Genomic DNA, 25,873 nt, shown 5'->3' on the forward strand with positions numbered 1-25,873 from the left:
GCACCCGTAGGAGTCGTGAGAACACCCTGGGGAGTCACACGAAAAGCGCCCGCTCGGCGCCACCCTAGAGTGCGCCCGGCATCGGCTGGTTCCACGACGCGCCGATGCAGGGGCCGCCGTGTTGATCCTCACAGCCCCTGCACAGTACGGCACGGCGTCACCGGGACGTCGCCCGGGCGCCGCTCTCGCGTCACCCGGCGCCAGGCCCCCGGCGTGCCTAGACGGTCGCGCCCGCGGCCTTCGCGGCCTCGCGGACGGCACCGGCGACGGCGCCCGCCACCTTGTCGTTGAAGACGCTCGGGATGATGTAGTTCGGGTTCAGCTCGTCCTGGCTGACCACGTCCGCGAGGGCCTGCGCGGCAGCGAGCATCATCTCGGTGTTGACGGTGCGGGACTGGGCGTCCAGCAGGCCGCGGAAGACACCCGGGAAGACCAGCACGTTGTTGATCTGGTTCGGGAAGTCGGAGCGGCCGGTGGCCACGACGGCCGCCGTCTGACGGGCGATCGCCGGGTCCACCTCGGGGTCGGGGTTCGCGAGCGCGAACACGATGGCGCCGTCGGCCATGGCGGCCACGTCGTCGCCGTCGAGGACGTTCGGGGCGGAGACGCCGATGAAGACGTCGGCGCCGCGCACGGCCTCCTTCAGGGTGCCGCTCAGGCCCTCGGGGTTGGTGTTGTCGGCGATCCAGCGCAGCGCCGAACCGGCCGGGGCGTTCACCAGGTCCTCGCGGCCGGCGTGCACGACACCGTGGATGTCGGCGACGACGGCGTTCTTCACGCCCGCGGCGAGCAGCAGCTTGAGGATGGCCGTACCGGCCGCGCCGGCGCCGGACATGACGACCCGGATGTTCTCGATGGCCTTGCCCGCCACCCGCAGGGCGTTGGTCAGGGCGGCGAGGACGACGATCGCGGTGCCGTGCTGGTCGTCGTGGAAGACGGGGATGTCGAGGGCCTCGCGCAGCCGGGCCTCGATCTCGAAGCAGCGGGGCGCGGAGATGTCCTCGAGGTTGATGCCGGCGAAGCCGGGCGCGATCGCCTTGACGATCTCCACGATCGCGTCGGTGTCCTGGGTGTCCAGGCAGATCGGCCAGGCGTCGATACCGGCGAAGCGCTTGAACAGGGCCGCCTTGCCCTCCATGACGGGCAGCGCGGCCTTGGGGCCGATGTTGCCGAGGCCGAGCACGGCGGAACCGTCCGTCACAACCGCAACGGAGTTGCGCTTGATGGTCAGGCGGCGGGCGTCCTCGGGGTTCTGGGCGATCGCCATGCAGACGCGGGCCACACCCGGCGTGTAGACCATGGAGAGGTCGTCACGGTTGCGGATGGGGTGCTTGGACTGCATCTCGATCTTGCCGCCGAGGTGCATCAGGAACGTACGGTCGGAGACCTTGCCGAGGATGACGCCCTCGATGCCGCGCAGCTTTTCGACGATCTCCTCGGCGTGGGCCGTGGAGGTGGCCGCGATGGTCACGTCGATGCGGAGCTTCTCGTGGCCTGACGCGGTGACGTCGAGGCCGGTCACCGAGCCTCCGGAGGACTCCACGGCGGTGGTGAGCTGCGAGACGGCGGTTCCGCTCGCGGGCACCTCCAACCGGATGGTCATCGAGTAGGAGACGCTGGGCGCCGTTGCCATGGCCGACTTCCTCTGCTTTCACCGTGTCGCGAAGTTGTGCCGTCCGATCGTCGCACCTACCCCTGGGTACGTGGTAGTCGCCTCGGATTGCGGACGTTTTGTTCATGAGTGGTGCGCTGTTTCGGAAAACCACTTCCACCATACGAGAAGTGATCAGGTGGGGAAAGGGGTCGTCCAGGCAAAGAAAGAGGCCCACGTCACATCGTGACGTGGGCCTCCCGCACGTTCATGACACCGACCCGCCATGCTCGCCTCGCGGCAAGTGGTCCCTCGCAGGGACAAAGGTTGGGCCCGGGGGCTTGGATCGAGCCGGTGCCGTACCCAGGCTAACAAACGGATGCCCAGGGCCATTCCTCTTACGGGCAGTTCACAGGAAACTCAGTCCCGCAGCAGATCAGGCACACCGGACGCGTCCGGCTCGTCGCGCTCCCCCGACACCACCGTCAGCTGCTGGGTGGCCCGGGTCAGCGCCACGTACAGCACCCGCAGTCCGGCCGGGGACTCGTCGGCGATCTCCGCCGGGGAGACGACCACCGTCGCGTCGTACTCCAGGCCCTTGGCCTCCAGGCTGCCGAGCGCCACCACCCGGTCGCCGAGCCCGGCCAGCCAGCGCCGGGCCTCCTCGCGCCGGTTCATCGCGACGACCACGCCGACCGTGCCGTCCACCCGGTCCAGGAGCTGCTCGGCCGCCGCGCGCACGGACCGCTCCAGCGAGTCCCCTACGACGGTGAAGCGCGGCTCGACCCCGGTGGAGCGCACCGCACTGGGCGCCTCGGCGCCGGGCATGGCGAGGGCGAGGACCTTGGCGGCCAGCTGGGCGATCTCGGACGGGTTGCGGTAGTTCACGGTGAGCTGGAAGCGCCGCCGGGGCCGGGTGCCGAGGGCCTCGTCGCGGGCCTCGGCCGCCTCGTCGGGGTCGGACCAGGAGGACTGGGCCGCGTCCCCCACGACCGTCCAGGTGGCGTGCCGGCCGCGGCGGCCGACCATCCTCCACTGCATCGGCGTGAGGTCCTGCGCCTCGTCCACGATGACGTGCGCGTACTCGGTGCGCTCCTGCGCGAGGCGCTCGGCCCGCTCGCGCTGCGTCTCCTCGCGCACCGGCATCAGCTCCTCCAGCCCGGTGAGCTGGTCCAGCGGGTCCAGCTCGCGCTTCCTGCGCGGCCGGGCCGGGGCGCCGAGGATCGCCTGCAGCTCGTCCAGCATGGCGATGTCGTGCACGGAGTGGCCGTCCCGCTTGAGGGAGCGGGCGACCTTGCGGACCTCGCCGGGGTTGAGGATCCGGCGCGCCCAGCGGCCCAGCCGGCGCTCGTCGGACATGGCCGAAAGGACCTGCTTCGGGGTCAGCTCGGGCCACCAGGCGTCGAGGAACGCGATGAACGAGTCCTCGGACAGGACGTCCTCGTCGAAGGAGGACCGCAGCTCGGCGGCCAGCTCCGGGTCGCTGTGCCGGGTGGTGGCGCCGGAGCGGTCCCACAGTGCGTCCAGCAGCAGCCTGCGGGCCCGCGGGCGCAGCAGGTTGACGGGCGCGGTGCCGCCGAGCGCGGTACGGCGGATACGTTCCAGCTCGGCCGCCTCCAGCTCGAGACGGCGCCCGAAGGCGACGACGCGCAGCCGCCCGGGCGGGCCGGCGAAGCCCTGCGGCCCGGCGTCCCCGTCGTGCGCGGGCCCCTCCCCGGACCCCAGCTCCAGAGCGCCCCTGGCCGCCTTCCGCAGCACCTTCAGCATCCGGTACGAGCCCTTGGCGCGGGCCACGGACGGGGAGTCGTACAGCGTGGCCTCCGCGCCGTCGACCAGCGAGCCGATCGCACGGATGGCGACCTGGCCCTCCTCGCCGAGCGAGGGCAGCACGCCCTCGGTGTACGCGACGAGCAGCGGGGTCGGCGAGACGATGAGGATGCCACCGGAGTACCGTCGCCGGTCCTGGTACAGGAGATAGGCGGCACGGTGGAGCGCGACGGCGGTCTTGCCGGTGCCCGGGCCGCCCTCCACGTACGTGATCGAGGCGGCGGGCGCCCGGATGACCAGGTCCTGCTCGGCCTGGATGGAGGAGACGATGTCCCGCATGGTGTGGCTGCGGGCCTGGCCGAGAGCGGCCATGAGGGCGCCGTCGCCGATGACGGGCAGTTCGTGCCCGTCGAGGCGGGCGGTCAGCTCGGGCCGCATGAGGTCGTCCTCGACGCCGAGTACCCGGCGTCCCTTGGACCGGATGACCCGGCGCCGGACGACCCGGCCCGGATCCACCGGAGTGGCCCGGTAGAACGGCGCGGCGGCGGGTGCGCGCCAGTCGATGACCAGCGGCGCGTAGTCCTCGTCGAGGACGCCGATGCGGCCGATGTGCAGGGTCTCGGCGATGTCGGCGGTGTTGTCGTCCCGCACGGCGCCCTCGGCGGGCTCCACGGCGGTGTAGGCCCCGTCGGGCCCCTTCTTGCCGTCCTTGCCCAGCAGCAGGTCGATCCGCCCGAAGAGGAAGTCCTCGAACTCGTTGTTGAGCCGGTTCAGGTGGATGCCGGCGCGGAAGACCTGTGCGTCGCGCTCGGCGAGCGCGCCCGGGGTGCCGACCTGGCCGCGCTTGGCCGCGTCGCTCATCAGGAACTCGGCCTCGTGGATCTTCTCCTCGAGCCGCCGGTACACCCGGTCCAGGTGTTCCTGTTCGACGCTGATCTCCCGGTCACGGACGGAATCGTGTGCGCCGTGTACCGAGCCGACCGCGGACTGCTGAACCTGAGCGGCCACCGGGCCCCCTTCTGACGTGCTGGGCAGCCGTCAACCGTACGCGAAGGGGACCGTCAAAGCTACGGGACAGCAGTTCGCCGGGGGCGCGGGTCCCTGCCTGGACGCGGCTCCGCCGCGCGGGCGCGACCAGCCACGACGCGACCGGCGGGCGGGCGGGCTCGGACAGGACACACCCGGCCGGGCCCGCGCCGCAGGCGTCGTGCGTTCGACCGCAGGCGCTACGCGTTCACCTGCACCAGCTTCTTGCCGTCGAAGGTCACGATCTCGAAGTGGTCGATCTCGTTCGGCTTGAAGGCCGTGGCGCCGCCGATGTAGAGCGGTTTCTTGGCGTCGTCCGTCTTCGCGTCCGGAATGCCGTAGCCCCAGTCGGGCACGGACCAGGACGACATGGTCACGCGTTGCCCGTTCTTGGCGACGGCCACCAGGGAGCACTTGAGCGGGCCCTTGACGTTCTTCAGCTCCAGGACCGCCTGGGTGCCCCAGTCCTTCTGCTCCATGCCGACGGTCGCACTGGCATGGGACGTCGGGTCGGTGGCCGACTTCTTCTCGGCCATGGCGGAGAACGTGGTCTGCGCGGACGCGGTGACCTGACCACCGCCGCCCGACGAGCCGCTGTTCGCGGCGATGGCGGCCAGCGGCCCGGCGATGATCAGCGCGGCGGCCGCGGCGATCATGTAGAAGGAGCGTCGCCGCTTCTGGGCGCGCTTCTCCGCCACCTCGTCGACCAGCTTCTCCACGATCCGCGGGCTGGGCCTGGCGGACAGCGAGTCGCCGATCGCGGGCGTGCTGCCGGAGCCCGGCAGATCCGCGAGCGCGGCGAGCATCGGCTCCATCCCGGCCAGCTCGTCCAGTTGCTGGGCGCACCACTCGCAGCCGGCGAGATGCGCCTCGAAAGCGGTTGCCTCGGCGTCGTCGAGGATCCCGAGGGCATAGGCGCCGACGGTCTCGTGCTCGCTGGGCACCGAAGATCCTGAACCGGGATGCATGGGCCCAGACATACCCGGACCACCCATGCCGAATCCCTGCACTCCCCCGTAACCATTGCTCATCACGCCGTCACCCCCCGCTCCTCCAGTGCCAGCTTCATCGATCGCAGGGCATAGAACACCCGAGACCGCACCGTGCCGCTGGGAATGCCCAGCGTCTCGGCCGCCTCATTGACCGTACGCCCCTTGAAGTACGTCTCTACGAGCACCTCCCGGTGGGCCGGGGTCAGGTCGTCGAGCGCGTCCGACAGCGTCATCAGCCATAGCGCCTTGTCGATCTCGTCCTCCGCGGGGATGACCTCCAGCGGCGACGGATCGACCTCCTGCGGCCGGGCCTGCCGGCTGCGGTGGCCGTCGATGACGATGCGGCGCGCGACCGTCACCAGCCAGGGGCGTACCGATCCGGTCGCCCGATTGAGCTGACCGGCGTTCTTCCAGGCACGGATGAGCGTTTCCTGTACGACGTCCTCGGCGCGCTGGCGATCACCGGCGACCAGCCGCAGGACATACGCGAGCAGAGGTCCGGCGTGCTCTCGATACAGCGCACGCATCAGCTCCTCATCGGGTTCCGAGGGCTGTGAGGACATGCGATGTCGGGCCCTCGATCCACGTTCATTGGCCACGGCCGCATCCTTGCGCACGCCCACCTCCGGTGTCCGGGGGTTCCCCCAGTCGGTCGCTCGCCCACCCGTACGGACACCAGCGCCGACGTGTTCAAACGGAAGCGACAGTTTTCTCGGGGGTGGCGTGACGAGCGGGACATGCGCACACATTCCCACCGCATGATCTTTGCATTTCCGACACATCGCCGGGTGGACGGGCGGAGCGGCAGACCTGCCCGGCAAGAGCCGCCGGAAAACCGGGTGTTACACAAATCACTCGCCGCGCGAGGGGTCCCGCGCCGCTCAGGCCCGCGCGAGGGCGGCCCGCCTCCGGTGCCGGGCCACCCGCTCCCGGTTCCCGCAGACCTCGCTGGAGCACCACCGCCGGCGCCGCCCCCGCGACGTGTCCAGGTACACGAGCGGGCAGTTGTCCCCTTCGCACTCCCGGACGGCCGCCCACGCAACGGGGTCGGTGAGCAGCTCCACGGCGTCCCGGGCGACCAGGGCGAGCAGGGCGGCACAGGAGGGCGGATCGGCCAACTCCCTGACGAGGTGGCCGTCTTCACCGCATACGGCGCGCGGGGCCGGGGGCGAGGCGTGGGCGACGTCGTTGACCCGCAGCAGGGCACGCTCGGGGCAGGCCGCCTCCGGCGCACCGCCGACGCGCACCAACAGCCCGACGTACGCCCGCAGCTCACGGAACCCCAGGAGCCAGGAGGCGTCGGCGTGTCCGAGCGCCGTACCGTCCGGCACCAGACCGGCCCCGCGGATCCATGCGCACAACGCCCCGACGTCGTCCAGCCGTTCGGCCGGATGCGCGGTGGCGAGAAGATCGAGACAGCTCCGTCCGGCGTCGAAACGCAGCTCGTACGGGGGCGTGGCCGTACCCAGTGCCATGTGCCTGTCACCGCCTAGGCAGGAACCGTGGTGGCTCTCCGTTGGGGCTCTCGTGGGGGCTCCTCTTCACAGTGCCCGCCCGAGGGCCCGGCCGGAACCCCTCGTACCGGCTGGGCCTCGGCGGTCGGCTTCTTCTGCGGCTTCGCCCGCTTTCGTCACCGAGGCAGGGAAGCAGGCCGACGAGTCGGTCCGCGCCGCAGCCGGCTTCTCCCGGTGAGGGACCGGGCTCCGCCTCACGCGTCCGCGTACTTGGAGTCCGCCGCCGGGTCCAGCGCCAGCCGATAGCCCCGCTTCACCACCGTCTGGATCAGCTTGGGTGCGCCGAGGGCCGTGCGCAGGCGCGCCATCGCCGTCTCCACCGCGTGTTCGTCCCGGCCCGCGCCCGGCAGGGCGCGCAGCAGGTCCGCTCGGGGTACCACCCAGCCCGGGCGGCGGGACAGGACCCGGAGCAGGGACATGCCGGCCGGGGGGACCGGCTTGAGGTCGCCGTCCACCAGGACCGCATGGCCCCGGATCTCCACCCGGTGACCGGCGATCGGCAGTGCGCGGGCCCGGGCCGGGAGTTCCTGGCAGAGCAGCTGCACCAGCGGGCCGAGGCGGAAGCGTTCCGGCTGGACCGTGTCCACCCCCTGCGCCTGCAGCGGGAGCGCCGTCACCGGGCCCACACAGGCCGGCAGGACGTCGTGGGAGAGGGCCGACAGCAGCTCCGGCAGCAGGCCCCTGGCCTCCGCCCGGGAGAGCAGGGACGCTGCCGCGGGGGCGCTCGTGAAGGTCAGGGCGTCCACCGAGCGGGCCACCGTCGCCTCCAGCAGACGGTCCAGCGGGGTCGTGTCCTGCGGGGGCATCCAGCGGTACACCGGCACCGGGAGCACCTCCGCTCCCCCGGCCCGGAGCGATTCGACGAAGCCGGGCAGCGGTTCGCCGTGGAGCTGCACCGCGATACGGCGGCCTTCCACGCCCGCCTCCAGCAGCCGGTCCAGGACCTCCGCCATGGATTCCGAGGAAGGGGACCACTCCTCCGTCAGGCCGGCCGCGCGGATCGATCCCTTGACCTTGGGGCCGCGGGCGAGCAGCTCCGCCTCCCGGAGGCGGGCGAGCAGTGGATCGCCCAAACCCCAGCCCTCGGCCGCCTCCACCCAGCCCCGGAAGCCGATGGCGGTGGTGGCCACGACGATGTCCGGGACCTGGTCGATGATCTCCTTCGTCGCGGCGAGGAGTTCCCCGTCGTCGGCGAGCGGCACGATCCGCAGCGCGGGCGCGTGCTGGACGGCGGCGCCGCGCCGCTGGAGCAGAGCGCCCAGCTCCTCGGCCCGGCGCGCGGCGGTGACGCCCACGGTGAAGCCCGCGAGCGGACCGTGCCCAGGGTGCTGTTCCTCGTCGTACATGGCTCTCCTCGCTGACCGGCACGCCCCTGACCGGTACGCCGTTCGAGCCTGTCAACGGCGCGTGACAGGCTCGGTTCGGGGTGATGTCACCGCTGTTACGTCCTACCTCAACACCGGCCTCACGTCACACTTCGGCGTAGCTGAGCTGCGACTTCGCGCCGGTCGTGGCCTCCGTTTCGGCCTGCCCCGCCGGGCGGCGAAGGTATACGGCCCACGTCAGCGCGAAGCACACGCCGTAGAAAGCGAGGAAGGCGACGAAGGCGCCCGTCCCGGAGCCGTAGGAGAGGAACGACTGGCGGAAGGCCATGTTGATGCCGACTCCGCCGAGCGCTCCCACCGCGCCGATCAGGCCCATCGAAGCGCCGGACAGCCGGCGGCCGTACGCCACCGCCTGCTCCCCGGTCAGGCCCTTGGCCAGCGCCTTCGCCTGGAAGATGCCCGGGATCATCTTGAACGTCGAGCCGTTGCCGAGCCCGCTCAGGACGAACAGGACCACGAAGACCGACACGAACAGCGGCAGCGACTTCTGCATGCTCGCGATCACCAGCACGGCCGTGGCCGCCGCCATGCCCACGTAGTTCCACAGAGTGATGCGGGCGCCCCCGTAGCGGTCCGCCAGCCGGCCGCCCACCGGGCGGATCAGGGAGCCGAGCAGGGGGCCGATGAAGGTGAGGTAGGCCGCCTGGAGCGGGGTGCGGCCGAACTGGTTCGTCAGGACCTGGCCGAAGGCGAAGCTGTAGCCGATGAAGGAGCCGAAGGTACCGACGTAGAGGAACGACATGATCCAGGTGTGGGCGTCCTTGGCCGCGTCCTTCGCCGCGCCGGTGTCGTTCTTCACCGTCGCCAGGTTGTCCATGAAGATCGCCGCCGCCACGGCCGCCACGACGATCAGCGGGATGTAGATGCCCAGCAGCACGCGCGGGCCGCCGTTCGCGCCGATGATCGCGAGTGCGACGAGCTGGATGACCGGCACGCCCACGTTCCCGCCGCCGGCGTTCAGCCCCAGCGCCCAGCCCTTCCTCTTCAGCGGGAAGAAGGCGTTGATGTTGGTCATGGAGGAGGCGAAGTTGCCGCCGCCGATGCCGGCCAGCAGGCCGACCAGCAGGAACGTGGTGAAGGACGTGCCCGGCCGCATCACCGCGAACGCCGCCACCGTCGGCACCAGCAGCAGGCTCGCCGAGATGATCGTCCAGTTGCGGCCGCCGAAGACCGCCACGGCGAAGGTGTACGGGACGCGGACGACCGCGCCGACCAGCGTGACCATCGAGGTCAGCAGGAACTTGTCCGCGGGCGTGAGGCCGTACTGCGGACCCATGAACAGGACGAGGACGGACCAGAGGGTCCAGACCGAGAAGCCGACGTGTTCCGAGAGCACCGAGAACCACAGGTTCCGGCGGGCGATCCGCTCCCCGCTCGCTCGCCAGAACCCCTCGTCCTCCGGGTCCCACCGCTCGATCCAGCGGCCACTGCGACGGGGTAGGGCTGGGGCTGTCATCGCTCCTCCACGGTGCTCCGGCTGCTCGTTCTGTCATACGGCGGTCCGCTGTACGACTGGCTGAACCCGAAGGTAGGGAGCACGCGTTTCCGCGCTGTGGCCGTGGGTGACCGGAAGGGAACGTTGCTCTCACGCGGCCGGTGACCGGTCCGTGAGGGCGCGCAGCCGGTGTCTCAGGACGCGATCCGGTAGCGGTGCTCGGGGCGGCCGGTCGCCCCGTAGCGCAGGATCAGGCGGACCATTCCCTCCTTGACGAGGTACGAGAGGTAGCGCTGGGCCGTGGCCCGGGAGACGCCGGTCAGCTCGGCGGCCTCGGCGGCCGACAGGTCGCGGTGAGCGGTGCGCAGCGTCTGCTGGACGAGGGCGAGCGTCGGCGCCGAGTGGCCCTTGGCCGGGACCCGGGGCACGGCGGGCGGCCGGACCGCGCTGAACAGGGCGTCCACATCGGCCTGTTCGGTCTCCGTGGTCTCCCCGAGGGTGTCGACGCGGTGCTGGAGTTCGCGGTACGAGGTGAGCCGCTCGGCCAGGTCGGCGGCGCCGAACGGCTTGACCAGGTAGCCCACGGCGCCGAGTTTCATGGCGGTGCGGACGGAGGCGATGTCACGGTCCGCGGTGATCACGAAGGCGTCGGGGCGGGCGCCCCCCGCGTCCCCGGTGAGGCGGCGCAGCACGTCCAGTCCGCTGCCGTCGGGCAGGAAGATGTCGAGGAGGAGCAGGTCGGGGCGCAGGTCGTGCGCCGCCTCCAGCGCCTCGGCCACGGTCGCCGCCTCGCCCACCACCTCGTAGCCCCGCACCCGGGACACGTAGTCGCAGTGGATGTGGCTGACCCGGAAGTCGTCGTCCACGACCAGCGTGCGGATCATCGGCGGTCACCTCCCACGGGCAGCGCCTCGGCGAATCTGTTCTTCGGCCGCACGGCGGGGGCCGGCAGTCGTACGGTGAAGACCGCGCCCGGGCCCTCGCTGACGGTGATCGTGCCGCCGTGCCGCGACACCAGGCGGTGGACCAGGGCGAGGCCCAGGCCGCGGCGGGCGGTGCCCCGGTCGGGGCGGGTCGACCAGCCATCCTCGAAGATCGACTCGCGGGCGCCGGGCGGGATGCCGGGGCCGGTGTCCGCCACCCGTACCGTCGTGCCCCGCTCGTCCTCGGTGAGGGCGAGGCGGACCGTGCGCCCGTCCGCCGGGGGCGGTCCGTCGCCCGCCGCGTCGATCGCGTTGTCCAGCAGGTTGCCGACGATCGTCAGCAGCAGGCGCAGCTGCGGCGGGTCCGCGCCGAGCGCCGAGTCGTCGGCCAGCTCGACCCACACACCGCGTTCGGCGGCCACCGTGGTCTTGGCCACGACCAGGCCGACCATCAGTGGGTTGCCGATCCGCCCCCGCACGAACTCGGTGAGCGCCTGCCCGGCGCCGGCCGACTCCACGGCCAGGTCGTACGCGTCGTCGTACGCCCCGATGTCCAGAAGCCCGGCGAGCGTGTGCATCCGGTTGGTGAACTCGTGCTGCTGGGCGCGCAGGGCGTCCGTCAGACCGCGTACGGAGTCCAGCTCCCGCAGCAGCCCGACCAGTTCGGTGCGGTCGCGGACGGTCACCACCGCGCCCAGCGCGCGGCCGTGCAGGGTCACCGGCATCCGGTTGACGACCAGACAGTGCTCGTCCGTCAGGACGCTGATGTCGGTGCCGGTCAGGGTGCCGTCCAGGGCGCGGCGCAGCCGTCCGTCGGGCAGCACCTCGTCCAGGGTGCTGCCGAGGGCGGTGCCGAGGCCGATCAGCCGCCGGGCCTCGTCGTTGACCACGCTGATCCGGCCGTCCGGGGCGAAGGCGAGCACGCCCTCGCGGATGCCGTGCAGCATCGCCTCGCGGTCCTGCAGCAGCCCGGCGATCTCCTCCAGCTCCAGCCCGAACGTGGTCCGCTTCAGCCGCCTGGCCAGCAGAAACGCGGCCGCGGCCCCGAGCGCGGTGGCGATCGCGGCGTACACGGCGAAGGTGAGCAGCTCGTGCCACAGCTCGCCCAGTACGTCGCGCTCCGGGATGCCCACCGACACCTCGCCGACCAGCTCGCCCGTCGGCCCGTACAGCGGGACCCTGCCGTTGGCGGACCGCCCGGTCGCGCCCTGGTCGGTGCCGACGTGCGGCTGCCCGTCCCGCGCCACGATCGGCTCGGCCACCGGCGAGCCGACCAGTTGCGGCATGGGGTGCGAGTGGCGGACCCCGTGCAGGTCGATGACCACGACGTACGACGCCCCCGACGACTGCCGGATGCGTTCGGCGACGGCCTGGACGACGGCGCCGCCGCCGTCCTGCATGGCCCGCCGGATCTGCGGATCGGCGGCCGTCGTCTTGGCGATGGCCACGGCCCGCTCCTCGTAGGTGCGGTCGAGGGCGGAGCGCTGCGCGAAGGCGAACAGGGCGAAGCCGATGACGCCCGTGAGCGCCAGGATGGCGAGCTGGCTGACGAGGATCCGCGCGGACAGTCTCCCCCTCCCGCCGCGCCCGATCCGTATGCGGATGGGTGTCACAGGTGCCTCATCGCCCCTGTTCCGTTTGGTGCCGGGCCGGCCCTGCGCCGGACCCGTGGTGGCGTGATTGTGCCTGATGGCCGGAATTCTGCCCAGCCCCGTTTCACTGAGCAGAACGAGCAGAACTCCTGGTTACGCGGCTATCGCGGGATACCTGTGAAACAGCGACGTAACACGGGGTGGCCTCTAGCGTCTGCCTTCACCTCGACCCCCGAGGGGAAAGGAGACCGCTCCCCATGGCTTCCAGCAGTGCCGGTGCGGCGGTGCGCGAGGACGCGCACATCGAGATATCCGGGCTCACCAAGCGATTCCTGACGCCTGCCGGTGAGGTGTTCACGGCGCTGGAGGGCGTGTCGTTCACCGTGGAGCCCGGCCAGTTCTGCGCGGTGGTCGGCCCCACCGGCTGCGGCAAGTCGACCACCCTGGGCATGGTGTCCGGCCTCGACCGGCCCAGCGAGGGCTCGGTCAAGGTCGGCGGCCGCGAGGTGGACGGCATCACCGACGGCGTCAGCTTCATGTTCCAGGCGGACGCGCTGCTGCCCTGGAAGAGCGTCCTCGGCAACGTGCTGATGGGGCCGGTCTTCCGGGGGGTGCCCAAGCAGCAGGCGCAGACCGCCGCCCGGGACTGGCTGCGCCGGGTCGGACTGTCCGGGTTCGAGGACCGTTACCCCCACCAGCTCTCCGGCGGTATGCGCAAGCGCGTGGCCATGGCCGCGGCGCTGATCAACGAACCCAAGATCCTGATCATGGACGAGCCGTTCGGCGCGCTGGACGTGCAGACCAAGGCGATCATGTCGACCGAGCTGCTGGGCCTCTGGGAGCAGATCCGGCCGTCCGTCATCTTCATCACCCACGACCTCGACGAGGCCGTGGCGCTCGCCGACCGGGTCGTCGTGATGACCTCCAGCCCCGGTTCGGTCAAGGCGGTCTTCGACATCGACCTGCCGCGCCCGCGCGGCTCCGTCCAGGAGATCCGCTTCCAGCCCCGCTTCATCGAACTCCAGCAACAGATCTGGGAAACGCTGCGCGAAGAGGTCGAGCGCGCCTACGCACGCACCGCAGGAGGCAAGGCATGAGCACGACGTCCACCGCTTCCGCCGCGCAGGTCGCGGGCGGCAAGCAGTCCTCCGCGGCGGCAGCCGCCAAGCAGGCCGCCCGGCGGCGGGTCGCGTCGGTCTGGGCGGGCCGCATCGGCATCGCGGTCTTCGTCATCGGCGGCTGGCAGGCCTTCACCACGTGGGGCATCGTCGACCCGTTCTTCTTCGGACAGCCTTCCGGCATCTGGAAGCGGCTGGTCGACCTCTTCCAGCACGGCACCGAGTTCGGCTCCTTCTACGCGAACATCTGGACCACCATCCAGGAAGCGCTCATCGGGTTCGCCGTCGGCGCCGTCGCCGGAGTCGTCTTCGGCGTGGCCCTCGGCCAGAGCCGCTACCTGTCCGACGTCCTCGGGCCCTACATCAAGATGGTCAACGCGATCCCGCGCATCGTCCTCGGCTCGATCTTCATCGTCGCGTTCGGCATCGGCGTGACCCCTAAGATCCTGCTCGCCGCCGTGCTGGTGTTCTTCATCGTCTTCTTCAACGCCTTCCAGGGCGTCCGCGAGGTCGACCGCAACATCCTGGCCAACGCCCGGGTCCTCGGCGCCTCCCAGCTGCAGATCGTCCGGCACGTCATCGTGCCCTCCGCGCTCACCTGGATCATCGCCAGCCTGCACAGCGCCTTCGGCTTCGCCATCGTCGGCGCGCTGGTCGGCGAGGTGCTCGGCGCGCAGAGCGGCCTCGGTCTCGTCATCAAGACCGCGCAGAACAACTTCGACCCCAACGGCGTGTTCGCCACGATGCTCGTCATCTCGGTCATCGTGCTGGGCGCGGAGTGGCTGATCGCCAAGCTCGAACACCGGCTGCTGTCCTGGCGCCCGCCGGCCCCCACCGAGGCGAACTCCCTCTGACCGCCCCTGACTTACCCCTCCCTGCCCCCTTCCCCTCCCTCCCCGCGTCCCCTCGCAGGTCCGAAAGGTACGAGCCGCCATGCTGAAAAGAGCCCTCACCGCATCCATCGTCACCGCCCTCACCCTCGGCGCGGCCACCGCGTGTTCCGGCAGCTCCGGCGGCTCGTCGGCCTCCGGCGGCACCCCGACCGTCAAGATCATGGTCGGCGGCATCGACAAGCAGATCTACCTGCCGTACCAGCTCGCCGACAACCTCGGCTTCTACAAGAAGTACGGCGTCAACGTCGTCCTGAGCACCGAGCAGGACGGCGGCACCGGCGCCGAGGACGCCATGGCCTCCGGGCAGGTGGACATGGCCGGAGCCTGGTACAACCACACGATCGACTTCCAGGCGAAGGGCAAGGCGGTCGAGGACGTCATCCAGCTGTCCGGTGCGCCCGGCGAGCGGGAGATGTGCACCCCGAAGAGCGGCGTCCACTCGGCCGCCGACTTCAAGGGCAAGACGCTGGGCGTCACCGACCTGGGTTCGGGCACCGACACCCTCACCAAGTTCCTGGCCGCCAAGAAGGGCCTCAAGACCGGCGACTTCAGCCGGATCGGGGTCGGCGCGGGCTCCACCGCCGTCGCAGCGCTCCAGAACGGCAAGACCGCCTGCGTCATGACGACACAGCCGACGGTCGCCGCGATGGAGAAGAAGGGCGTCGGCACCTCCGCGATCGACCTGGCCACCACCCAGGGCGCCACCGCCGCGCTGGGCAGCGCCTGGCCGGCCGCCAGCGTCATCGCCCGTACCGACTGGGTGAACTCGCACAAGGACGCGGTGCAGAAGGTCGTCGACGCGCTCGTGGCCACCATGCACTGGATCAACACGCACAGCGCGGCCGACATCGCCGACAAGCTGCCGCAGTCGTTCGTGCAGAACCAGCTGGTCACCAAGGCCGACTACGTCACGGCCCTGAACCAGGACAAGGGGCAGTTCCTCCCGGACGGCCTGATGCCGGCCGGCGGCCCGAAGACCGTCCTGGCCACCGAGGAACTGGTCGGCAACGCCACCTCCTCGATCGACCTGAGCAAGACGTTCACCAACGACTTCGTGCTCCAGGCCAACAAGCTGGAGGGCCTGAAGACCACGACGACCCCGGCGGGCGCGAACGGCTGATCCTCAACCGGCTGACGGGGCCACCTGGTCGGAGACGACCCGGTGGCCCCGTCAGCCGGTCGCCGTCATCTCGTCCGCCGCCGGGAGCCAGCTCCCCTCCGGCCGGCGCAGCCACCCCTGCGCCGCCGCGATCCGCGCCGCCGCGCCGCGCAGCGCGTCCAGCCCCGGATGGACCAGGCCCCTGCGCCACACCAGCGAGACCGGCGACAGCGGAACGGGGTCGACGAGCGGGCGGCGGACCGTGCGGGGCAGGGCCGGGAAGTCCACCACGGCCAGCACCGGATACCGGGTCTTGCCCATGATCCGCTCGAACTCCTCGTCCCCGACGGCCAGCGGCAGCGGCGGGGCGAGCCGGATGCCGTACTGCGCGAAGAGCCGGGACGCCAGGTCGGTCCACTCCAGGGTGCGCGGATTGCCGGCACCGGCGTACACCGTCTCCCCGGTCATCCCGGCCACCGGTATCTCCGGCAGCGCGGCCAGGGGGTGTTCCTCGGGCAGGACCACGGCCATCGGCTCGTAGCGCACCGGCTGCCGCTCCAGCCCTGACCGCAGCGCCGGGTCCAGCCCGGCGAACCGGCCGAAGGAGACGTCCAGCCGGCCCGACAGGATCTGCTCGGCGGCTCCGGTCAGACCGCTCTCGTAGCGGGCCATCAGCTCGCAGTCGGGGGCGAGTTCACGGGCCCGGTGCAGCACCCGGCGACCGGTGACGAGGCCCGGCGAGTTGAGGTCCACCAGCAGCGGGCGGGCCTGCCCGAAGGACGTGCAGGCCGCCAGCAGCTCGTCCTGGGCCGCCAGGACCCGTCGGGCGTACGGCAGCAGGCGCTCGCCGTCGGCCGTCAGCGTCACCTGCCGCGTGCTCCGCAGGAACAGCTCGGCGCCCAACTCCCGCTCCAGCCGCCGTACATCACGGCTGAGCGCCTGCTGGGCGACGTACAGCCGGGCGGCGGCCCGGGTGAAGTGCAGTTCCTCGGCGACGGCGACGAAGGCGCGCAGCAGTCTCGGGTCCAGGTCGGCGGGCATGAGCGCGAACCTACAACACAGGTGCGTGAATGGGCGCCGAGCAGGTGTTGGACCCCTTGATCCGCCCTGGGCGAGGGTGCGTCCATGCCCTCCGTCATATCCACGCCGACGCGCCGGAGCGCCTACCTCCGGCTCTTCTCCCTCCCCGGTACGCGCGCGTTCACCACCGGCAATCTGCTCGCCCGGCTGCCGATGGGCATGTTCAGCGTGAGCGCCGTCGTGATGATCGCCGGTTCCCGGGGCTCGTACGCCCTCGCCGGTGCCGTCACCGCGACCGGACTCGCCGCGACCGGGCTGGCCGGGCCCTGGATCGCCCGGCTGATCGACCGGCACGGACAGGCCCGGATCGCCGTGCCCGCCACGCTTCTCTCCGTGCTCGGCAGCCTCGCGCTGCTGCTGTGCGTGCGCTTCGGCGCTCCCGACTGGACCCTGTTCGCCGCCTACGCCGCGACCGCGGCCACCCCCAACATCGGCGGACTCTCCCGCGCCCGCTGGGCCCATCTGCTGCGCGACGACTCCGGCGCGCTGCACACCGCGAACGCCTTCGAGCAGGCCGCCGACGAGCTGTGCTTCATGCTCGGCCCGGTGCTCGCGTCCTTCCTGACCGGCACGTTCTTCCCGGAGGCGGGCACGCTCACCGGGGCGGTGCTGCTGCTCGCCGGCATGCTGCTGTTCACCGCGCAGCGCGCCACCGAGCCGCCGGTCGGCGCCCGTTCGAAGGCGCCGTCGCCGCTGCGCAGCCCCGGCATCCGGCCGCTGCTGGCCTGCTTCGTCGCGACCGGCATGGTGTTCGGCTCGATGGAGGTCGGCACGATCGCCTTCGCCGACGCGCACGGCCACCGCGCGGTGGCCGGTGCCGTCCTCGCACTCCAGGCGGCGGGCTCGTGCGCGGCGGGCCTGGTGTTCGGGGCGCGCAGGCCGGCGGGGGTGCGGCTCGGCCACTGCCTGGCCGCCATGGCCGTCCTGATGACCCTGCCGTGGGCGGCGGCCGGGGCGGCCGGCTCGCTGCCGGGGCTCGCGGGCGCGCTGCTGGTCGCGGGCATGGCGACCGCGCCGACGATGGTGACGGCGATGACCCTGGTGCAGCGGCGCACCCCGGCCGACCGGCTGAACGAGGGCATGAGCCTGGTGGTGACCGGGCTGCTCACCGGCATCGCCTGCGGCTCGGCGGCCGGCGGCTGGACGGCCCAGCACCTCTCCCCCGGCACCGCCCTCGCCGTCCCGGCCACCGCGGCCGCGCTCGCGCTGCTCGTCCACACGGCATCGACGGGCGCCCGGCGGAACGTCAGCGCAGACGGACCGGAAGACTGAGCAGGCCGCGGTGCCGAGGGTTGTCCTGCCACTCGGGGGCACGCTCGCGACCGGCGAGACGCAGGCCGGGGAAGCGTCGCAGTACGTGGGTGAAAGCGATCTCGGCCTGCAGCCGGGCCAGCGGTGCGCCCAGGCAGTGATGGATGCCGTGGCCGAACGCCAGGTGCCGGGAGGCGTCGCGGGTGACGTCGAAGCGGTCGGGGTCCGCGAAGACCGCCGGGTCCCGGTTGGCGGCCGCCAACGCGATCTGCACGAACTCCCCGGCCGGGATCGTCGTACCGGCGATCGTCACCGGCTCGGTGGTGTAGCGCAGGCTCGCGAGCGCGAACGGGCTCTCGTGGCGCAGGACTTCCTCGGTCAGGCCGGGGACGAGCGCGGGATCGGCGCGTACGGCGGCGAGCTGCCCGGGATGCGTGAGCAGCGCGTACAGGCCGTTGGCGACGAGATTGACCGTGGTCTGGTGGCCCGCGATCACCAGCAGGAACGCCATCGAGGTGACCTCCTGCCCGGTGAGGCGCTCGCCGTCGGCGCGGGCGGCGAGGAGAGCGGAGAGCAGGTCGTCGCCGGGGTGGGCGCGCTTGTCCTCGACCAGCTCCCGCAGCCGCTCCAGCATGGTCTCGGCGGTCGGGACGGACACCTCCCCGTCTCCCCCGTCCCCGCCCACCGTGTGGCCCCTGACCTGGAGGATCCCGTGCGCGCCGGGGTCCGCGCCGAGCAGCTCGAAGATCACCGCGAGCGGCAGCGGCAGCGCGAACCGGGCGATCAGGTCGACCTCGCCCGCCTCGTCCGCCCGGTCCACCGCGTCGAGGAGTGCGGTGACGTGGGCCTCGATCCGGGGGCGCAGCTCCGCCACCCGCCGCTGGGTGAACGCCTGTTGCACCAGCCGGCGCAGGCGCGTGTGGCGCGGCGGGTCGGAGTTGAGCATGTGCGTGGTGAGCGCTCCGCCCGGACCGCCGCCCGGCAGGCCCTCGTGGCGGGCGTACGCCTCAGTCGCGCCGTCCTTGCTCAGCCGGGGGTCGGCGAGCGCCGCCCGGCAGGCGGCGTGCCCGGTGACGACCCAGCCGGCCAAGGGGGCGGCGCCGGAGAAACGGACCTTGCGCACCCCGCCCTCCTCGCGCCAGCGCCGGTAGACGTCGTGCGGGCGACCGGCGAAGGACTCGTCCACCGTCTCCGTGTCGTACGACATCTCAGGCAGCGGCACGGCGCACCTTCGTCACCTGTACGTCCTCCACGCCGAGCAGTCCGACGAGCGGGACCTTGGCGGAGCGCTGGTCGGGGCTGACCGCGAGGCCGGACCCGCGGATCAGGTCCAGGAGCAGTTCGGCGAGCGGCATCACCATGTGCCGGCCCCAGCAGCGCTCGGAGGAGTGGCCGAAGGGGAGGTAGCCGGGGGCGGTGTCGGGATCGAGGCTCTCCCAGCGCTCCGGGCGGAACTCGTGCGGGTCCTCCCACAGCTTGGGGTCCCGGTGCGTCAGGAGGGGCAGGAGCAGGACGTCGTCACCCGCGCCGATGCGGTCGTCGACGGCGGGGTACTCGGGGGAGGCGTTGCGCAGGATGTTCCAGGACGGCGGCAGCAGCCGCATGGACTCGTGGAGGATGTGCCGGTTCGGGGTGTCGGGGTCGAACGGCGAGCCGAGCCAGAGCGCGTTCGCGACCAGGGTGGAGACCGTGAAGCACACCGGGGCCGCCGCGCGCCGGTACATGCCCATGGCGTACCGGCGCTCGTGGTAGCCGCCGGCGTCGGCCGTCAGCCCCGCGATCGCGGTCAGCGGGGCGCCGCGCCGCCCGACCCGCCCCGGGAGCGCGGCGCCCGCCGCGATCACCGCCCAGGTGAGCTTGGGGGTCAGTTCGAGGTTGCGGCTCATCAGGATCCGCAGCCGGTAGGGGTCCTTGCCGAGGATCAGGTCCCGCAGGAACAGATGCCCCCTGAGCGGCCAGACCCCGGACAGGTCGACGTCCTCGGGCCCGGGGCGGGACCTCTTCAGCGCCTCGCGTACGTCGCCGCCGATGGTCCGCATCACCGAGGAGGCCTCGCCGCGTGAGATCGACCGTCCGTGCAGTGGCTTGAACGTGGGCCGCTCGGTCTCGGTGGCCCGGCGGGCGGCGAGGATCCGGTCGGCGACCTCGTACCCGGCGATGCCGACGGTGTCGGGTTCGAGCCGGAAGACGTCCTGCCCGAGATGGTCCCGGAACAGGGCGGCAAGCCGTGGGTGGAACAACGTGCGGCGCATGCGGGTCTCCGGAAGACCGAGGGGGCGGACGTCGGCGGGCGGCGTCGCCCCCGCCGGGCAGCGGGGGCGACCACTCGGCTTCGGCTTAGTACCAGAAGTACCAGGCGCTCGCCTTCAGGCTCTTCTGAGCGGACACCTTGTTACGGATGGCGAAGAGAAGCTTCATCACTACACCCCCTTTCCGGGTGGAGCTGTCACGCGCTTCCTCTTGTGGAGGTCGTGCGCAGATGGCTTCACAAGGCTCCGACGCGGGGATCAACAAATGATGAACGCGCAGCTCAGGGCATGTCCGGGCATGACAAAGGCCCCGCCGCTCGCAGCGACGGGGCCTGTGCCCACATGGGATGAGTGGAGATGGCGGGAATCGAACCCGCGTCCAACGGTGCGGAATCAGGGCTTCTCCGTGTGCAGTTCGCTGTGATTTTCTCAGCCCCGGCGATCACGCGAACAAGTCGCCGACGGGCTCAGTCACTGTTTGGTTTCCCTCTTCACCCCGTGACCGGGATCAAGGTTTAGTTCCCTAGCTGATGCCAGGATCCGGGTCGGGAACAGCCCCGGGCTGACACTTCGCAAGTCGCTACTTAGGCAGCGAGGGCGAAGGAATCGCGCTTGGTGTTGGCGATTATTTTTTGCGACATATGGTTTACGAGATCATTGCCGCTTCCTCGACACGCTTCCCCTGCTTCGACAGCCGCTGTCGAAACCGATCATCCCCATGTTGCCACTCTTGAATTAAATACAGCTCAACGCACACACCGGGTTCATCCGGTGTTGGCGCCATCGTACGTGACCAACCCACGCCGATGCCACCGTATTCCCTGGCTACACGCCGCGCTGCCTGCGCTTCGCCGCCGCGATCGCGCGGTCCGACTCGCGCCGGTCCTGCTTCTCCCGCAGGGTCTGGCGCTTGTCGTACTCCTTCTTGCCGCGCGCGAGAGCGATCTCGGCCTTCGCCCGGCCGTCCTTGAAGTAGATGGCGAGGGGCACGATCGTGTGCCCGGTCTCCTGGGACTTCGACTCCAGCTTGTCGATCTCCTCGCGGTGCAGGAGCAGCTTGCGCTTGCGGCGCGCGGAGTGGTTGGTCCAGCTGCCCTGGTGGTACTCGGGGATGTGGGCGTTGTGCAGCCACGCCTCACCGCGGTCGATCTGGACGAAGCCGTCGGTCAGCGAGGTCCGTCCCTCGCGCAGCGACTTGACCTCGGTGCCCATGAGTACGAGCCCGGCCTCGTAGGTGTCGATGATCGCGTAGTCGTGCCGGGCCTTCTTGTTCTGGGCGACGATCTTGCGCTTGCCGCCCTTCTCGCCGTCCCTGGCCTTGGCGGCCCCGCCGCCCTGCTTGGGCTGGGACTCCTTGGGTACGTACATTCCCTTGCTCATAGTGCCGTCCATTTTCGCACTACACAGGGGTCCGGCGGCCAGCCTTTAATCGGCGTCGCCCAGGCCGCCGAGCACGGTCTCGGCCCGCTCCACGGCGGCCTGCCCGTCGGCCTGCCCGACATCCAGGTCGGGGGTGATACCGCGACCGTCGACGCTGTGGCCCAAGGGGGTGCGGTAGTGCCCGACGGTCAGTTCGGCGACGGATCCGCCGGGCAGCCGAGTCGGCATCTGGATGGAGCCCTTGCCGAAGGTGCGGGAGCCGATCACCACCGCGCGGCCCCGGTCCTGCAGGGCGCCGGTGAGCATCTCGGCGGCGCTCATCGTGCCGCCGTCGACCAGGGCGACCAGCGGCCGGGCGGTGGCGCCGCCGGGGTCGGCGTGCAGGGAGCGCTGGGCGCCGTCGACGTCGTAGGTGGCGACCAGGCCGCCGTCGAGGAAGGCGGAGGAGGTCTCGACCGCCTCGGTGACCAGGCCGCCGGAGTTGCCCCGCAGGTCGAGGATGATCCCGGCGTCGGCCGGGGCCTGGCGCACCGCGGCGCGGACGGCGTCGCCGGATCCCTTGGTGAACGCGGCGATCTTGATGACCGTGACCCCGCCGGGCAGCCTGCTCACGCTCACCGAGTCGGTGGACAGGCTGGCCCGGCGCAGTTTCTCGCTCCACGCGCGCGTGCCGCGCTCCAGGCCCAGCGTGACGGTCGTCCCGGCGGCCGCGTCGTCGGCGTCGCCGCGCAGTAACGCGACCACGTCGGTGACCGGGCGGCCGTCGACCTTGCTGCCGTCGACACTGGTGAGCCGGTCGCCCTTGCGGATGCCGGCCCGGTCGGCGGGCGAGCCGGGCTGGACCCTGGTCACCTCGATCCGGCCGTCCTGCTCGCGGCGTGCCCACAGCCCCACGCCGGTGTACTTGCCGTCGAGGGCTTCCTGGAACTCCTGGTACTCGCCCTCGGAGTAGACGGCTCCCCAGCGGTCGCCGCTGCGGCTGACGGCCCGCTCGGCGGCCTCCATCGGGGACTTCCCGTCGGCCGCGGCCTCGGCGGCGGCCTTCTGGACGTCCTCGTGCGGGGTGGTGGCCGTGGCCGCCGGGCCGAACGCGGGCTTGCGGTTGGGCTGGCCGGCCTCCGGGAAGGAGCCGGTGGCGGCACCGGCGACCAGGACGCCGGCGAAGACCAATGTCAGGGTGGCCCCGCGGCGGATGCGGCGGGGCGGGCAGAACAGGTCTCGGCCTGACATGGCCGTGAGTCTAGGACAACGCGAAGGGCCGTACGGGCGGTTGCCCGTACGGCCCTCTTGGCATGCGTCACACCTTCAGGTACTTGCGCAGCGCGAAGAACGCCGCCAAGGACGGCATCAGCACGCTCGTCGCGAGGATCAGCGGCAGCTTGGCCAACACCGCGTCCCAGCCCACGAAGTTGATGAGCTGGAGCTTGTGGGCGAGGTCCATGCCGTGGTCGATGGTGAAGTACCGGCCGACCAGCAGGGCCACGCAGGCCAGTCCGCCGCCGATGAGTCCGGCGACCGCGGCCTCCGCGATGAACGGCGCCTGGATGTAGAAGCCCGAGGCACCGACCAGGCGCATGATCCCGGTCTCGCGCCGGCGGCTGAACGCCGAGACGCGCACCGTGTTGACGATCAGCAGCAGCGCGACGATCAGCATCATCGCCATCACGCCGAGCGCGCCGCGGTTCATCAGGTTCAGCAGCTGGAAGAGGTTGTCCAGGATGCCCTTCTGGTCCTGCACCGACTGCACGCCGTCACGCCCGTTGAAGGCGCTCGCGACGACCTGGTACTTCTGCGGGTCCTTGAGCTTGATCCGGTACGACTCCTGCATCTGGTCCGGCGTCAGCGAGCTGGCCAGCGGGGAGTTGCCGAACTGCGCCTTGTAGTGCTTGTAGGCATCGTCCTGCGACTCGTACGAGACCTTCTCGACGATCGGCATGTTGTGCAGGTCGGCGAGGATCTGCTTCTTCTGGTCCTCGGTGACCGCGCCCTTGGCGCAGTTGACGTCCGACTCGGCATCGTGCTTGTTGCACAGGAAGATCGAGACGTTGACCTTGTCGTACCAGTAGCCCTTCATGGTGGACACCTGGTCGCTCATCAGCAGCGAGCCGCCGAAAAGAGCCAAGGACAGGGCGACAGAGACGATGACGGCGAAGGTCATCGTCAGATTGCGGCGGAGACCGACTCCGATCTCCGACAGGACGAACTGGGCGCGCATGGCGTCGGGTCAAGCCTTTCCGTCGTGAACTTGCTTAGTGCTGGTAGCCGTAGACGCCGCGGGCCTGGTCGCGGACGAGGCGGCCCTTCTCCAGCTCGATGACGCGCTTGCGCATCTGGTCCACGATGTTCTGGTCGTGCGTCGCCATGATGACGGTGGTGCCCGTCCGGTTGATGCGGTCGAGCAGCTTCATGATGCCGACGGAGGTCTGCGGGTCGAGGTTGCCGGTGGGTTCGTCGGCGATGAGCAGCTTGGGCCGGTTGACGAAGGCCCGCGCGATGGCCACGCGCTGCTGCTCGCCACCGGACAGTTCGCCGGGCATACGGTCCTCCTTGCCGCCGAGCCCGACGAGGTCGAGCACCTGCGGCACCGACTTGCGGATCTCGCCGCGGGACTTGCCGATGACCTCCTGGGCGAAGGCCACGTTCTCCGCGACGGTCTTGTTCGGCAGGAGCCGGAAGTCCTGGAAGACGGTCCCCAGCTGGCGGCGCATCTGCGGCACCTTCCAGTTGGAGAGGCGGGCGAGGTCCTTGCCCAGCACGTGCACCTGGCCGTGGCTGCACCGCTCCTCACGGAGGATGAGCCGCAGGAAGGTGGACTTTCCGGAGCCGGAGGACCCCACGAGGAAGACGAACTCGCCCTTCTCCAGCTCCAGGGAGACATCCCTGAGCGCGGGGCGGGTCTGCTTGGGGTAGACCTTGGAGACGTTGTCGAATCGGATCACGGATGCACCACGGGTCGCCGGGGGTAGATGAGCGTGACCATACGCGAACCGGGTGTGCAAGTGCAGTCGCAGGTAGAGCTTGGGCAAGACTTGTACGTTTTTGTACCGGCCCCTGTTTCCGTTCGGCTCTCCCGGGGGCCCGCGCACGGCTTGCGGGAACCTGGCACAGTGGAGTGGGGAACGTTCTCGTTCCCCAGAGCGTTTTCGTAGTGATGGCCGGTGCAAGGAGGGCGAGCGCATGACGTACGACCGGTTGGTGTGCGCGAACTGTGCGGCGCCCGTGAGCGAGGGCCGGTGCCCGGTGTGCCGCGCCAACCGCGAGCGACTGCAGCAAGAGGGCTTTCTGGGCGGGGTGAACCCGATGGCGCTGATCGCGCTGCTGGCGGTGCTGATCGCCGCGGTGGCGCTGCTGGCGCACCAGACCGCCTGAGCCGCGGCGGAAGGTGCCGTCGAGACGGCGAAGGGCCCGGAGCGCCAAGCTCCGGGCCCTTGCGCATGCGGGGTGCGTGCGCTGCGTGACCGTAGGGCTACGGTCAGGCCGCGGCGCCGCCCCGGCCGTTCATCAGGCGCGGCAGCACACGGAAGCCGATGCCGCCGGCGATCATCGTCGCGGCGCCGATGAGCAGGAACTCGGTCGGGCCGGCACCGGTCTCGGCGAGCTGCTTGTCGCCACCCTGGGCCTGGGCCTTGTTGCCGGAGCCCGTGTCGGTCAGCGTCGAGGAGCCCGCGTCCTGGGTGGCCTTGCCGCTGCCGCCCTGCGGGTTGTCGTTGTTGCCGCCGGTGCTGCCGGAGCCGCCCGAGGTGCTGGAGCCGCCGGTGGAGCTGCCGCCGGTGGTGCTGGAACCGCCGGTGGTGGAGCCGCCGGTGGTCGAGCCACCATTGGTGGAGCCGCCGGTGGTGGTGCCACCGGTGGTCGAGCCACCGGTGGTCGAGCCACCGGTGGTCGAGCCGCCGGTGGTGGTGCCGCCGGTGGTGGTGCCGCCGGTGGTCGAGCCACCGTCCGCGGTGCCGCCGGTGGTCGAGCCACCGTCCGCGGTGCCGCCGGTGGTCGAGCCACCGTCCGCGGTGCCGCCGGTGGTCGAGCCACCGTCCGCGGTGCCGCCGGTGGTCGAGCCACCGTCCGTGGTGCCACCATTGGTCGAGCCACCGTCCGTGGTGCCACCATTGGTCGAGCCACCGTCCGTGGTGCCACCATTGGTCGAGCCACCGTCCGTGGTGCCGCCGGTGGTGGAGCCACCGTTGGTCGAGCCACCGTCGGTGCTGCCACCGTCCGTGGTGCCGCCGATGCTGACAGTGCCACCGACCGTGGTCCCACCGTCCGTGGTCCCACCGTTGGTCGAGCCGCCGTTGGTGCCGCCATCGGTGGTGCCGCCGTCGGTGCAGACGGCGACCGGGCAGCCGCCGCCATCGGTGCCGCCGTCGTCGTTCCCGGCGTCCGTGTGCACGCCCAGGCTGATCGGTCCGGCCTGGACATCGATGCCCGCGGCGGAGGCCGCGCCGGCTGCGGTCAGTGACGCACCGGCCGCGATCACGGCGCCCGCGGCTATCCGCGCGACCCGGATCCGCGTCTTCTTCGTCATATGGTTGCTACCCCCAGTAGCTGTTCGTCAATGAGGCGGCGCGTGGGGCATTAGCCGTG

Annotated in this window: 23 protein-coding genes and 1 other RNA gene; 5 read left to right on the forward strand and 19 right to left on the reverse strand. The window is 71.2% G+C overall.

Going from position 1 to position 25,873, the window contains the following annotated elements:
- Nucleotides 1-217 precede the first annotated feature (217 nt).
- From GQF42_RS18390 to GQF42_RS18430, 9 genes are all read right to left on the reverse strand, one after another.
- Nucleotides 218-1,633: an NAD-dependent malic enzyme gene (locus GQF42_RS18390; protein WP_158921308.1), complete on the reverse strand. Its 1,416-nt coding sequence runs from the start codon at nt 1,631-1,633 to the stop codon at nt 218-220.
- A 378-nt stretch (nt 1,634-2,011) separates the two neighbouring features.
- Nucleotides 2,012-4,366 carry a HelD family protein gene (locus GQF42_RS18395; protein WP_158921310.1) on the reverse strand — a complete coding sequence of 785 codons (2,355 nt, stop codon included), beginning with the start codon at nt 4,364-4,366 and terminating at the stop codon, nt 2,012-2,014.
- A 218-nt stretch (nt 4,367-4,584) separates the two neighbouring features.
- Nucleotides 4,585-5,364, reverse strand: coding sequence for an anti-sigma factor family protein (locus GQF42_RS18400; protein ID WP_233273379.1), 780 nt, complete (start codon nt 5,362-5,364; stop codon nt 4,585-4,587).
- A 50-nt stretch (nt 5,365-5,414) separates the two neighbouring features.
- Nucleotides 5,415-5,999 (reverse strand): sigma-70 family RNA polymerase sigma factor, encoded by a 585-nt coding sequence (locus GQF42_RS18405; RefSeq protein ID WP_030167252.1) that lies wholly within the window; start codon nt 5,997-5,999, stop codon nt 5,415-5,417.
- 258 nt (nt 6,000-6,257) lie between these two features.
- Nucleotides 6,258-6,851 (reverse strand): CGNR zinc finger domain-containing protein, encoded by a 594-nt coding sequence (locus tag GQF42_RS18410; RefSeq protein WP_158921312.1) that lies wholly within the window; start codon nt 6,849-6,851, stop codon nt 6,258-6,260.
- Nucleotides 6,852-7,084: 233 nt separating this feature from the next.
- Nucleotides 7,085-8,236 carry a uroporphyrinogen-III synthase gene (locus GQF42_RS18415; protein ID WP_158921313.1) on the reverse strand — a complete coding sequence of 384 codons (1,152 nt, stop codon included), beginning with the start codon at nt 8,234-8,236 and terminating at the stop codon, nt 7,085-7,087.
- Between the two features lie 124 nt (nt 8,237-8,360).
- Nucleotides 8,361-9,731, reverse strand: coding sequence for a nitrate/nitrite transporter (locus GQF42_RS18420; RefSeq protein WP_158921314.1), 1,371 nt, complete (start codon nt 9,729-9,731; stop codon nt 8,361-8,363).
- A gap of 173 nt (nt 9,732-9,904) precedes the next feature.
- Nucleotides 9,905-10,594, reverse strand: a complete 690-nt coding sequence (locus GQF42_RS18425) for a response regulator (protein ID WP_158921315.1) — start codon at nt 10,592-10,594, stop codon at nt 9,905-9,907.
- Nucleotides 10,591-12,246, reverse strand: coding sequence for a sensor histidine kinase (locus GQF42_RS18430; protein WP_158921317.1), 1,656 nt, complete (start codon nt 12,244-12,246; stop codon nt 10,591-10,593). The genes GQF42_RS18425 and GQF42_RS18430 overlap by 4 nt, the downstream gene beginning before the upstream one ends.
- A 236-nt stretch (nt 12,247-12,482) precedes the next feature.
- Here GQF42_RS18430 and GQF42_RS18435 point away from each other — a divergent pair, with 236 nt between their 5' ends.
- From GQF42_RS18435 to GQF42_RS18445, 3 genes are all read left to right on the forward strand, one after another.
- Nucleotides 12,483-13,322 (forward strand): ABC transporter ATP-binding protein, encoded by an 840-nt coding sequence (locus tag GQF42_RS18435; protein ID WP_158921319.1) that lies wholly within the window; start codon nt 12,483-12,485, stop codon nt 13,320-13,322.
- Complete coding sequence (locus tag GQF42_RS18440; protein ID WP_158921321.1) at nt 13,319-14,197, forward strand: ABC transporter permease; 879 nt, start codon at nt 13,319-13,321, stop codon at nt 14,195-14,197. Before GQF42_RS18435 ends, GQF42_RS18440 begins: the two co-directional genes overlap by 4 nt.
- Before the next feature lie 79 nt (nt 14,198-14,276).
- Nucleotides 14,277-15,356 (forward strand): ABC transporter substrate-binding protein, encoded by a 1,080-nt coding sequence (locus GQF42_RS18445; protein WP_158921323.1) that lies wholly within the window; start codon nt 14,277-14,279, stop codon nt 15,354-15,356.
- A 51-nt stretch (nt 15,357-15,407) separates the two neighbouring features.
- Here the strand turns inward: GQF42_RS18445 and GQF42_RS18450 are convergent, their stop codons facing one another.
- Entirely contained in the window at nt 15,408-16,376 is a 969-nt protein-coding gene (locus tag GQF42_RS18450; protein WP_158921325.1) for a LysR family transcriptional regulator, read from the reverse strand.
- A gap of 84 nt (nt 16,377-16,460) precedes the next feature.
- On the opposite strand from GQF42_RS18450, the gene GQF42_RS18455 reads away from it, so the two are divergent.
- A complete protein-coding gene (locus GQF42_RS18455; protein WP_158921327.1) occupies nt 16,461-17,687 on the forward strand; it encodes an MFS transporter in 1,227 nt (408 codons plus the stop codon).
- Here the strand turns inward: GQF42_RS18455 and GQF42_RS18460 are convergent.
- The 8 genes from GQF42_RS18460 to ftsE form a co-directional block, all read right to left on the reverse strand.
- The gene (locus GQF42_RS18460) at nt 17,662-18,888 is read right to left on the reverse strand and encodes a cytochrome P450 family protein (protein WP_233273380.1); all 1,227 of its coding nucleotides are present in this window, start codon (nt 18,886-18,888) and stop codon (nt 17,662-17,664) included. The two genes, GQF42_RS18455 and GQF42_RS18460, sit on opposite strands and share 26 nt — an antisense overlap.
- The gene (locus GQF42_RS18465; RefSeq protein WP_158921329.1) at nt 18,875-19,918 is read right to left on the reverse strand and encodes a cytochrome P450; all 1,044 of its coding nucleotides are present in this window, start codon (nt 19,916-19,918) and stop codon (nt 18,875-18,877) included. The genes GQF42_RS18460 and GQF42_RS18465 overlap by 14 nt, the downstream gene beginning before the upstream one ends.
- 85 nt (nt 19,919-20,003) lie before the next feature.
- Complete coding sequence (locus GQF42_RS47710; RefSeq protein ID WP_218161885.1) at nt 20,004-20,084, reverse strand: tryptorubin family RiPP precursor; 81 nt, start codon at nt 20,082-20,084, stop codon at nt 20,004-20,006.
- Nucleotides 20,085-20,264: 180 nt separating this feature from the next.
- Nucleotides 20,265-20,633: a transfer-messenger RNA gene (gene ssrA / locus GQF42_RS18470) on the reverse strand.
- 107 nt (nt 20,634-20,740) lie between these two features.
- The gene (smpB, locus tag GQF42_RS18475) at nt 20,741-21,283 is read right to left on the reverse strand and encodes an SsrA-binding protein SmpB (protein WP_153535457.1); all 543 of its coding nucleotides are present in this window, start codon (nt 21,281-21,283) and stop codon (nt 20,741-20,743) included.
- A 57-nt stretch (nt 21,284-21,340) separates the two neighbouring features.
- The gene (locus GQF42_RS18480) at nt 21,341-22,525 is read right to left on the reverse strand and encodes a S41 family peptidase (protein ID WP_158921331.1); all 1,185 of its coding nucleotides are present in this window, start codon (nt 22,523-22,525) and stop codon (nt 21,341-21,343) included.
- Nucleotides 22,526-22,592: 67 nt separating this feature from the next.
- Complete coding sequence (gene ftsX, locus GQF42_RS18485) at nt 22,593-23,510, reverse strand: permease-like cell division protein FtsX (RefSeq protein WP_158921333.1); 918 nt, start codon at nt 23,508-23,510, stop codon at nt 22,593-22,595.
- Nucleotides 23,511-23,544: 34 nt separating this feature from the next.
- A complete protein-coding gene (gene ftsE / locus GQF42_RS18490; RefSeq protein WP_158921335.1) occupies nt 23,545-24,234 on the reverse strand; it encodes a cell division ATP-binding protein FtsE in 690 nt (229 codons plus the stop codon).
- Between the two features lie 238 nt (nt 24,235-24,472).
- Here ftsE and GQF42_RS18495 point away from each other — a divergent pair, with 238 nt between their 5' ends.
- Nucleotides 24,473-24,664 carry a hypothetical protein gene (locus GQF42_RS18495; protein ID WP_023550109.1) on the forward strand — a complete coding sequence of 64 codons (192 nt, stop codon included), beginning with the start codon at nt 24,473-24,475 and terminating at the stop codon, nt 24,662-24,664.
- 103 nt (nt 24,665-24,767) lie between these two features.
- Here GQF42_RS18495 and GQF42_RS18500 read toward each other — a convergent pair whose 3' ends face one another.
- Nucleotides 24,768-25,814, reverse strand: a complete 1,047-nt coding sequence (locus GQF42_RS18500) for a hypothetical protein (RefSeq protein WP_158921337.1) — start codon at nt 25,812-25,814, stop codon at nt 24,768-24,770.
- Nucleotides 25,815-25,873 lie beyond the last annotated feature (59 nt).

The sequence above is a fragment of the Streptomyces broussonetiae genome (assembly GCF_009796285.1).
In the GTDB taxonomy this organism is placed as follows: Bacteria; Actinomycetota; Actinomycetes; order Streptomycetales; family Streptomycetaceae; genus Streptomyces; species Streptomyces broussonetiae.